The sequence below is a fragment of the Amaricoccus sp. W119 genome, from assembly GCF_047275745.1.
Taxonomy (GTDB): domain Bacteria; phylum Pseudomonadota; class Alphaproteobacteria; order Rhodobacterales; family Rhodobacteraceae; genus Amaricoccus.
Map to the genome: position 1 here is coordinate 1 of NZ_JBKQWU010000107.1, position 6749 is coordinate 6749.

Annotated in this window: 7 protein-coding genes; all 7 read left to right on the top strand. The window is 68.4% G+C overall.

Annotated elements, in window-relative coordinates; translation table 11 throughout:
* Positions 1-154 precede the first annotated feature (154 nt).
* The 7 genes from ACLJK8_RS21510 (at position 155) to ACLJK8_RS21540 (ending at position 6691) form a co-directional block, all read left to right on the top strand.
* Positions 155-943: an ABC transporter permease gene (locus ACLJK8_RS21510; RefSeq protein WP_413152470.1), complete on the top strand. Its 789-nt coding sequence runs from the start codon at positions 155-157 to the stop codon at positions 941-943.
* On the top strand, positions 940-1848 hold the full coding sequence (locus tag ACLJK8_RS21515; RefSeq protein ID WP_413152472.1) for an ABC transporter permease: 909 nt from the start codon (positions 940-942) through the stop codon (positions 1846-1848). Before ACLJK8_RS21510 ends, ACLJK8_RS21515 begins: the two co-directional genes overlap by 4 nt.
* Positions 1849-1922: 74 nt before the next feature.
* Complete coding sequence (locus ACLJK8_RS21520; RefSeq protein ID WP_413152474.1) at positions 1923-2762, top strand: ABC transporter ATP-binding protein; 840 nt, start codon at positions 1923-1925, stop codon at positions 2760-2762.
* Positions 2759-3517, top strand: coding sequence for an ABC transporter ATP-binding protein (locus ACLJK8_RS21525; RefSeq protein ID WP_413152475.1), 759 nt, complete (start codon positions 2759-2761; stop codon positions 3515-3517). The genes ACLJK8_RS21520 and ACLJK8_RS21525 overlap by 4 nt, the downstream gene beginning before the upstream one ends.
* An 11-nt stretch (positions 3518-3528) precedes the next feature.
* The gene (locus tag ACLJK8_RS21530; RefSeq protein WP_413152476.1) at positions 3529-4236 is read left to right on the top strand and encodes a FadR/GntR family transcriptional regulator; all 708 of its coding nucleotides are present in this window, start codon (positions 3529-3531) and stop codon (positions 4234-4236) included.
* Between the two features lie 5 nt (positions 4237-4241).
* Entirely contained in the window at positions 4242-5456 is a 1215-nt protein-coding gene (locus tag ACLJK8_RS21535) for a dienelactone hydrolase family protein (RefSeq protein ID WP_413152477.1), read from the top strand.
* Between the two features lie 182 nt (positions 5457-5638).
* On the top strand, positions 5639-6691 hold the full coding sequence (locus ACLJK8_RS21540; RefSeq protein WP_413152479.1) for a pectate lyase: 1053 nt from the start codon (positions 5639-5641) through the stop codon (positions 6689-6691).
* The last annotated feature ends 58 nt before the right edge of the window (positions 6692-6749 follow it).

Below are 6749 nucleotides of genomic sequence, written 5' to 3' on the forward strand. Positions count from 1 at the left end.
CGCAAGCGGGAAACTCTAGTCGGGCTACGCCCTCCCGCCGTTCCCCGCTTGCGGCGCCAAGTGGCCTACTTTTGCGCCGCCCAACGGCCTGGTTTTGCTCCGCCGTTGACACCGGCCGATCTACGTCCAGTTCGCCAATTATCTCGGCGACGTGGTGCGCGGCGAATTCGGCACCTCGCTCCGGACCGGCCAGCCGGTCGCCGAGGACATCATGAACGTGATGCCGGCGACGATCGAGCTTGCCACCTTCGCCATCATCTTCGGCGCGGGGCTCGGCATTCCGCTCGGTGTCTGGGCGGCGGTGAAGAAGAACAGGCCGACCGACCATATCGTCCGGGTCGTGACGCTGCTCGGCCATTCGATGCCGATCTTCTGGACCGGCATGATCGGGCTCATCGTCTTCTACGCCTGGCTCGGCTGGGTCGGAGGCGGGGGACGGGTTTCCGATTTCAACGACGGGCTCGTCGATCCGGTGACCGGGTTCCTCCTGATCGACTCGATCCTCGCCGGCGACTGGGAAGTGTTCTGGGACGCGGTCAATCACCTGATCCTGCCCGCCTCGATCCTCGGCCTCGCCTCGCTCGCCTATATCACCCGGATGACGCGGAGCTTCATGCTCGACCAGCTGAACCAGGAATACGTGACCACGGCGCGGGTGAAGGGCCTTTCCTTCGGGCGCACGGTCTGGGGCCATGCCTTCGCCAATATCCGGGTGCAGCTCGTCACCATCGTGGCGCTCGCCTATGGCGGCCTGCTCGAAGGCGCGGTGCTGATCGAGACGGTGTTCTCCTGGCCCGGCTTCGGCCAGTACATGACCAACAACATGCTGACCGGCGACATGAACGCGGTGATGACCTGCGTGCTGCTGGTGGGCGTGATCTTCATCACCCTGAACCTCCTCTCCGACCTGCTCTACAAGGTCTTCGACCCGAGGACGCGATGACAACCGAGACCATGAACCCCGCCGCCTCGCAGCGCATCGCAGCGCTCCGTTCGGGGGCCGAATATACCGGAACCGTCGTGCGGCATCTCGCGGGGAACCCGTCGTCGCTCTTCGGACTGGTCGTGATCACCGTGCTCGTGATCCTCGCCGTCTTCGCGCCGCTTCTCGCGACGCATGACCCCTACGCGCAGGATCTCGCCGCGACCCTCCAGGCGCCGAGCGGCGCGCATTTCTTCGGCACCGACGAGGTTGGCCGCGATGTCTACAGCCGCATCGTCTATGGCTCGCGCATCACGCTCTCGATCATCGCGCTCGTCGCGGTCATCGTCGGGCCGATCGGCCTCGCGGTCGGGACGCTCGCCGGCTATTTCGGCGGCTGGTTCGACACGGTGCTGATGCGTATCACCGACATCTTCCTCTCCTTCCCGAGCCTCATCCTGTCGCTCGCCTTCGTCGCCGCGCTCGGCGCCGGGCTCGAGAATGCGATCATCGCGATCGCGCTCACCTCCTGGCCGCCGATCGCCCGCCTCGCCCGCGCCGAGACGCTGATGCTACGGAACGCGGATTACGTCTCGGCGGCGAAGCTGCAGGGCGCCTCGGCGGCGCGGATCATCTGGAAGTCGATCGTGCCGATGTGCATGCCCTCGGTCCTCGTGCGGCTCACGCTCTCGATGGCGACGGTGATCCTGACCGCCGCGGGCCTCGGCTTCCTCGGCCTCGGCGCGCAGCCGCCGCTGCCGGAATGGGGTGCGATGATCGCGATCGGCCGGCGCTACATGCTGGAAAGCTGGTGGCTGGTGGGCTTCCCGGGCGCTGCGATCCTCTGCGTCAGCCTCGCCTTCAACCTGATCGGCGACGGTCTGCGCGACGCGCTCGATCCCAAGCAGCGGAAGGGGCGGCACTGATGGCGAACGCATCCAACATTGAGACCCCGACGGCCGGCACACCGAAAACCGGGACGCCGCGGCCAGAAACCCTGATGGAGATCGAGAACCTCTGCGTGACCTATGGTCGCGGGGCCTCGGCGATGCAGGCGGTCCGCAACGTCTCCTTCCGCCTCGGCCGCGAGCGGCTCGGCATCGTGGGCGAGAGCGGCTCGGGCAAATCGACCATCGGCCGCGCGCTCCTGAAGCTCCTGCCGACCGCGACCATCACCGCCGACCGGATGGATTTCGAGGGCACCGACCTGCTCGGCGCCTCCGAGCGGCGGATGCTCAAGGTCCGGGGCGCGCGGATCTCGATGATCCTGCAGGACCCGAAGTTCTCGCTGAACCCGGTCCAGCGCGTCGGCGACCAGATCGCCGAGGCCTATGCCGTGCACCATCGCGGCAAGCGGCGCGAGGCGCGGCTGAAGGCGCTCGCGATGCTCGAAGCGGTGCAGATCCGCGATCCCGAACGGGTCTACCAGCTCTACCCGCACGAGATCTCGGGCGGCATGGGCCAGCGGGTCATGATCGCCATGATGCTGGTGCCGGAACCCGATGTGATCATCGCCGACGAGCCGACCTCGGCGCTCGACGTGACGGTACGCATGAAGGTGCTCGGCATCCTCGACGATCTGGTGCGCGAACGCGGCCTCGGGCTCATCATGATCAGCCACGACCTGAACCTCGTACGCAATTTTTGCGACCGCGTGCTGATCATGTACTCGGGCCAGGTGGTCGAGGCGCTGCCGGCGTCCGAACTCGGGAACGCCCGCCACGATTACACGCGCGGGCTGCTCGCCGCGCAGCCGCGCATCGGCGGCGACCGCTCGCCGCTGCCCGTGCTGCGGCGCGACGAAAGCTGGAAACGCCCGCTCGCGGAGGTGAACGCATGAGCGACATCACGATCGAAAACCTGACGATCCGTCTCGGCCTCGGCGACCAGGCCCGGCGCATCCTCGACAACGTGTCCTTCGCGGTCCGCTCCGGCGAGAGCTTCGGGCTCGTGGGCGAGTCGGGCTCGGGCAAGTCCACGATCCTGAAATGCATCGGCCTCCTGTTCTCGGCCTGGGAGGGACGGATCGACATCGCCGGCCGCTCGGTGCGGGACATTCCCCGCAAGAGCTACTGCCGCGACGTGCAGATGGTGTTCCAGGACCCCTATGGCTCGCTCCATCCGCGACATTCGATCCGCACCACGCTCAATGAGCCGCTGGTGATCCACGGGCTCGACCGCCGGACCCAGCGCATGGAACAGGCGATGGTCGATGTGGGCCTGCCGCCCTCCTTCCTCGACCGCTATCCGCACGAGCTCTCCGGCGGCCAGCGGCAGCGCGTGGCGATCGCCCGCGCGCTGGTGCTCGAACCCTCGGTGCTGCTCCTCGACGAGCCGACCTCGGCGCTCGATGTCTCGGTGCAGGCGGAGGTCCTGAACCTGCTCTCCGACCTCCGGGCCGAGCGCAACCTGACCTACCTGCTCGTGAGCCACGATCTTGCCGTGATCGACCACATGTGCGACCAGTTCGCGATCATGCTGCACGGGAAGATCGTCGAGGTGCTCGGCCGGGAGGCGATCCCGGGCAATGGCGCGACCGACTCTTACGCACGCGAACTGATTGGCGCCAGCCTCGATTACGACCGGGCGGCGTAGGGAGGATGAACATGGCCCGCCCGAGGCAGTCGCTGACCGCGCAGCTCGTCGAGTCGATGACCGGGCGCATCCAGGCGGGCGATTACCGCAAGGGCGACCAGTTGCCGACCGAGAAGGAGCTGATCGAGGAATTCGGCGTCAGCCGCACGGTGGTGCGCGAGGCGATCGCCAACCTCAAGGCGAGCGGCCTCGTCGCGACCCGGCAGGGCAAGGGCGCCTTCGTGCTCGACGAGGGGATGCGCTCCTTCCGCATCTCGGAGGAGAACCTGTCGCTCGTCGAGGAGGTGCTGGAGGCGCTGGAGCTTCGTGTCGCGATCGAATCCGAGGCGGCGGCGCTCGCCGCGCGACGCCGATCCCCGGAGGAACTCGCGCGGATCGAGCAAGCCTGCGCGGCGATGGACGCGGCCATCGAGGCCGGGCGGAGCACGGTCGATCTCGACATCGCCTTTCACCGGGCGATCGCGCAGGCGACCGGCAACCGGCATTTCCTCGGGCTCTTCAACTATCTCGGCGAGGTGCTGGTGCCCCGCGCGCGCGTCCCCACGCATCAGTACGATGCGACGACGCTGCAGGAATATCTGCGCCGGATCAGCGCCGAGCATCACCAGATCGTCGCGGCGATCGCCGCCGGTGACAGCGACGCGGCGCGGGCGGCGCTCCGCATCCATCTCGGCGGCAGCCGCGACCGCCTCGCGCAGGTGGCGCGCGCGACGGCCTGACACCGATGGCGATCGATTCCGACAACATGCCCGATGTCCTCGACGGGCTCCGGACGGCGCCGCGGTTCTCGCACGGGTTCGGCACCTGGGCGGGGACGTTCGGGGAGGGGACGTTCGAGGACTGGCGCGCGGCGGGTCTCGCGCTTCTGCGCGACGCGGTTGGCCCGGTGCTCGAAGGAGAGGCGTCGGTCGGGACGATCGGGGAGCGCGCGGATCGCGACGCGACGCGGCTGCGCCTCCGCGCGCGCTTTTCGACCGGCGCGAGAACCGAGGCGCTGATGCTGATCCCGCCGGGCGCGGGGCCTCATCCGGCGGTCCTGCTCCTGCACGACCACGGATCGGAATTCGCGATCGGCAAGGAGAAGGTCATCCTGCCCTGGGATGACGCGGCGGGCGCGGAGCGGGCCCGCGACTGGCAGGCGCGCTGCTACGAGGGCGGCTCGCTCGGGGAGGACCTGCTGGCGCGGGGGTTCGTCGTGCTCGCGGCGGATGCGCTCGGCTGGGGGTCGCGCGCGGGCAACGGCTACGCGGCGCAGCAGGCGCTGGCGGCCAATCTGATGCAGTTCGGCCTCACCCTCGCCGGGGTGATCGCCGCCGAGGACGCGCAGGCGGCGCGCTGGCTCGCGCGCCATCCCGCCGTCGACCGGACCCGCGTCTTCGCCATGGGCTTTTCCTTCGGCGGCTTCCGCGCCTGGCAGGTCATGGCGCTCTGCCCGGAGATCCGCGCCGGGGTCGCCGCCTCCTGGATGGCGCGGCTCGCCGATCTCATGGTGCCGGGCGGCAACCAGACCCGGGGCCAGTCGGCGTTTGCCATGCTGCATCCCGCGCTCGGCGGGCGCCTCGACTATCCCNTGGATGGCGCGGCTCGCCGATCTCATGGTGCCGGGCGGCAACCAGACCCGGGGCCAGTCGGCGTTTGCCATGCTGCATCCCGCGCTCGGCGGGCGCCTCGACTATCCCGATGTCGCCGGCCTCATCGCCCCCCGGCGGCTGCGGATCACCTCGGGCGCGCTGGACCGGCACTTCCCCGAAGCAGCGGCGCGCACCGCCTTCGGCGATCTCGCCCGGATCTGGCGCGCGGCCGGCGCCGGCGATGCGCTCGAAACGGAGATCGGCCCGGAAGGCCATGTCTTCACCGCGGAGCAACGGCGCCGCGCCTGCGACTTCCTCGCGCGCTCCGGGGCCCCGTCGGGCAACATAAGTCTTCTTACCTGACCTAGGTGTCGCGCGGGGAGGCGCACGGGCACTTCCGTCGGCCGTTCCAGCGGCCGAACTCGCCCGGAACGGGTTTCGTCCATATCGCGTTCTGACACCAACAGGCGGGCATGTCCCGGTCCGGCGTCCGCTCGCCCAGAAAAACGGTTTCCGACCACCCATCGACGCCAGCCCCGGAGGGACATCCATGAGACTGAACGCCATCGCTTCCATTCTCGCACTGACGATCGGCGCCGCCCCCACGACGCTCGCGGCGCAGGACAATCCCGCCAATGCGCCGGAGATCACCCGGGCCGTGGTCGAGGAGGCGATGAAGGCCGCCACGCGGTTCATGGTCGAGAAGGTCGCGCTCAAGGGCGGCTATGTCTGGTCCTACCTGCCGGACATGTCGAAACGCTGGGGCGAGATGGAGGCTTATGACACGATGGTCTGGGTCCAGCCCCCCGGCACCGCGACCATGGGGCATCTCTTTCTCGACGCCTATCACGCGACCGGCGACGAATATTACTACGACGCCGCGATGGAGACCGCGGGCGCGCTGATCTGGGGCCAGACCGAGGCGGGCGGCTGGAACTACATGTTCGACTTCGCCGGCCCCGCCTCGCTGCAACGCTGGTACGACACGATCGGCGAGGCGGGCTGGCGGCTGGAGGAATTCCACCACAACTGGGAGAATGCCACCTTCGACGACGCCGGAACCGCCGAGTCGACGCAGTTCCTGCTCCGCCTCTATCTCGAGAAGCTCGACCCGACCCTGCGACCCGCGCTCGACAAGGCGATCGATCTGATCGTCGAGAGCCAGCAGCCGATCGGCACCTGGCCGCAGCGTTATCCCGAGAACCTGCTCTGGGAGGAGGATTATACCTCCTATCCGACGCTGAACGACGATGTGGCCTCCGAGAACATGGAGACGCTCATCATGGCGTGGCAGACGCTCGGGCGGCCCGATCTCCTGCCGGTGATCCACCGCGGCATGGATGCCTTCCTGCTCCTGCAACAGGGCGATGACCAGCCGGGCTTCTCGCTGCAATACGACGCCGATCTGAACCCGGTGGCCGCGCGGAGCTACGAGCCGCTGGCGCTCGCGACGCATACCACGGCGAGCGCGCTCCGCAAGCTCATGGATTTCTACGCGATGACCGGCGACACCCGCTACCTCGCGCGGGTCGATGAAGGGCTCGGCTTGTACCGGGGCACGGATTTGAGACAGCGCTTTGCGCCGGTTACGCCGCCAGTTTGACCGTGGCGGCTTCGGTTTCAAGGCCGAGTTGCGCGGCCCGGATCTGATCGGGCGTCTT